Raw genomic sequence first — 3,061 nt, forward strand, 5'->3', positions numbered from 1 at the left:
CGGCCGCCCCCGCCAGCTCCTCCAGGAGCTCCACGGCCTCGGCCGGCGCGGCCGCCTCCCGCACCTCGGCCTCCAGCACGCCGGCCGCCGCCACCGGCGCCATCTCGGTGTCGACGGCCTCGGCCAGGCGGTCGTAGAGCGTGCGGAACTCGAGGAAGTCGAACAGCCGGCGGACCTCCTCGGGGTCGAACCGGCCCATGAGGAGCTCGTCGGGGGTGACGTCGAGGGGGACCGACCGGTCGAGCACCATCACCTTGGCGTTGACCCGCACGCGCTGCTCGTGCTCGGCCAGGTTCTGGCGAAGCTTGGGCGACTGCTCGTCCAGGTGGGCGAACACCCCGTCGAGGCCGCCGTAGGTGGTGATGAGCTTGGCCGCCGTCTTCTCGCCGACCCCCGGCACGCCCGGCAGGTTGTCCGACGGGTCGCCCCGCAGCGCCGCGTACTCCGGGTACTGGGCCGGGGTCACCCCGGTCCGCTCCCTGATGCCGGCCTCGTCGTAGAGCACGTAGTCCGACACGCCCCGCCGGTTGTAGAGCACCTGCACGAGCGGGTCCTCGACCAGCTGGTAGGTGTCCCGGTCGCCGGTGACGATCACGATGTGGTCGCCGGCGTCCCTGCCCGTCGTGGCCAGCGTGGCGATCAGGTCGTCGGCCTCGAAGCCGGCCTTCTCCACGATCGGGATGCGGAGGGTCTCGACCACCTGGCGGACGAGGCCGACCTGCTGGCGCAGGATGTCGGGCGCCTCGCTGCGGTTGGCCTTGTAGTCGGCGATCGCCTCGTGGCGGAACGTGGGCTCGGGGCGGTCGAAGGCCACGATCACCCGGTCGGGGCGGTGGTCCCGCAGCAGGTTGATCAGCATCGACGTGAAGCCGAACACGGCGTTGGTCACCTGGCCGGAGGCCGTGGCCATGTCCGCCGGCAGCGCGAAGAACGCCCGGTAGGTCAGCGAGTTCCCGTCGAGCAGGAGGACCTTGGCCACCCCGCCAGGTTAGGACCGCCACCCTCGCCGGATGGCCGCCACCGGTCCGCCCTGCGGGCGCTCAGCCTTCGGGGACCAGCTCGCCGTCGATGATGCGCTGGGCGATGACCTTCATGGTCAGCCGCTCCTGCATGGCCCGCTTCTGGATGAACGAGAAGGCGGCGCCCTCGGTCATCCCGTGGCGGTCCATGAGCAGCCCCTTCGCCCGGTCGACCACCTTGCGGGCCTCGAGCTGCTGCTCCAGCCCCCGCACCTCGTCGGCCAAGGCCTTCATCTCCCGGAAGCGGCCGAGCGCGACCTCGACGGCCGGGATCAGCTCGCTGCGCTGGAACGGCTTCACCAGGTAGGCGAGGGCGCCGGCGTCCCTCGCCCGCTCGATCAGGTCCCGCTGGCTGAACGCCGTGAGGATGAGGACGGCGGCCCGCTGCTCGGCGGAGATCTCCCTGGCCGCCGACAGCCCGTCGAGGCCGGGCATCTTGATGTCGAGGATGGCGAGGTCGGGCTCGAGCTCCTTGACCAGGGCGACGGCCTCGTCGCCCCGGCCGGTCTCGCCCACGACCTCGTAGCCCTCCTCCTCGAGGGTCTCCTTCAGGTCGAGGCGGATGATGGCCTCGTCTTCGGCGATCACGACGCGGGTCGGCACTCGGGCTCCTTGCGGGGCGGGTCCCTTGAGCCTAGTGGCGCTCGGCGAGGGTGCTCGGCACGGGGCGGCCCTCGGCCGGCCGGCTAGCGGCGCTCGGCCACCAGCCGGTCGAGCAGCTCGTCCTGGGCCGCCTCGAGCTCGGCGATCGTGGCCACGACCTCGGCCCGGCGCCGGCGCATGGCGTCCGCGTGCCGCTCGGCCTCGTGGTGCTCCCGGTCGGCCAGCGGCGTCTCCGACACGAGCGCGCGGAGCCGCATCTCGTCGGCGGCGTCGGCCAGGTGGGCGAGCTGCTCGTCGACCACGACGAGCTCCCCGCGCAGCTGCTTCAGCCGCTCGGCCACACCGGACAGCCGGCGCTCGATCGAGGACCGCGGCACGGCGGCGAGTTTAGGCGCCACTTGCCGGTGGTGGACCGGCAGGCCGTCGCCAGAATGGACGGATGCGGGCACCGTCGGCTCCCCCGCGCCGCGCATGAGGCGGCTGCTCGTCCTCGCCGTCATCTGGGGCTGGTCCTTCCTCTTCATCAAGGTGGCCGTCGGGGGGATGACGCCGGCGACGGTCGCCGGCCTGCGGGTCGCCCTCGGCGCCGGCGTGCTCCTCGTCATCCTGCGCTGGCAGGGCCGCTCCCTCCCCCGCGACCGCCGCCTCTGGGGCCACTTCACGGTGATGGCGGTCACCGGGAGCGTGCTGCCGTTCACGCTCCTCGCCTGGGGCGAGCAGCGCATCACGTCCGCCCTGGCCGCCGTGCTCAACGCCTCGACCCCGCTGTTCACCGCGCTCTGCGTCGCCCTGCTCGTCGGCGAGCGGCTGCGCCGGGCCCCGGCCATCGGCCTCGCCATCGGCTTCGGCGGCGTCGCCGTGGCCGCCGGCGTGGGCGGGTCGGACCTGGCCGACTCGTCGGTCGCCGGCTCGCTCGCCGCCGTGCTCGCCGGCGCCGGGTACGGGCTGGCGTTCGCGTGGACCAAGCGCCACCTCATGGGCGTCGAGCCGACCGTGGCCGCGGCCGGCCAGCTGGTCGCGGCGACCGTCCTCCTCGCCCCGGTGGCCCTGGGCACGACGCTCGTCGACGGGATCGACCCTGCGCCCCGGCGGCTGCTGTCGATCGTGCTCCTCGGCGCCATGGGCACCGGCATCGCCTACGTCATGAACTACCGGGTGATCCACGAGGTCGGCCCGACCAAGGCCTCGCTCGTCACCTACCTCGTCCCCGTCGTGGCCGTCGCCGTCGGCGTCGTCGCGCTGGGCGAGCGGTTCGAGCCCCGGGTGCTGGCGGGAGGGGCGCTGATCGTGCTCGGCATCGCCGTGGTCCACGACCGGGTCCGGTTCTGGCGCATCCCGTCGGCGGCGGCGTGCACCCTGCTCGTCGTGGCCGTCGCCGCCGGCGCGCTGGCCGGCTGCGGCGACGACGGCGGCGGCGGCGGCGCCTGCGGGCCCATCCG

Annotated in this window: 4 protein-coding genes; 1 reads left to right on the forward strand and 3 read right to left on the reverse strand. The window is 73.9% G+C overall.

What is annotated here, in order from left to right; translation table 11 throughout:
* The 3 genes from VGB14_15895 to VGB14_15905 all read right to left on the reverse strand — a co-directional run.
* The coding region (locus tag VGB14_15895; protein HEX9994411.1) for a 5'-3' exonuclease H3TH domain-containing protein at positions 1-979 on the reverse strand (979 nt) is incomplete at its 3' end.
* Positions 980-1,040: 61 nt separating this feature from the next.
* Positions 1,041-1,622 carry a response regulator gene (locus tag VGB14_15900; GenBank protein HEX9994412.1) on the reverse strand — a complete coding sequence of 194 codons (582 nt, stop codon included), beginning with the start codon at positions 1,620-1,622 and terminating at the stop codon, positions 1,041-1,043.
* Positions 1,623-1,705: 83 nt separating this feature from the next.
* Complete coding sequence (locus VGB14_15905) at positions 1,706-1,999, reverse strand: hypothetical protein (protein ID HEX9994413.1); 294 nt, start codon at positions 1,997-1,999, stop codon at positions 1,706-1,708.
* A 94-nt stretch (positions 2,000-2,093) separates the two neighbouring features.
* Here VGB14_15905 and VGB14_15910 point away from each other — a divergent pair.
* Positions 2,094-3,061 (forward strand): DMT family transporter (locus tag VGB14_15910; protein HEX9994414.1); only part of this gene is annotated, 968 nt, incomplete at its 3' end.

It is taken from the genome of Acidimicrobiales bacterium (assembly GCA_036399815.1).
Taxonomy (GTDB): Bacteria; Actinomycetota; Acidimicrobiia; order Acidimicrobiales; family DASWMK01; genus DASWMK01.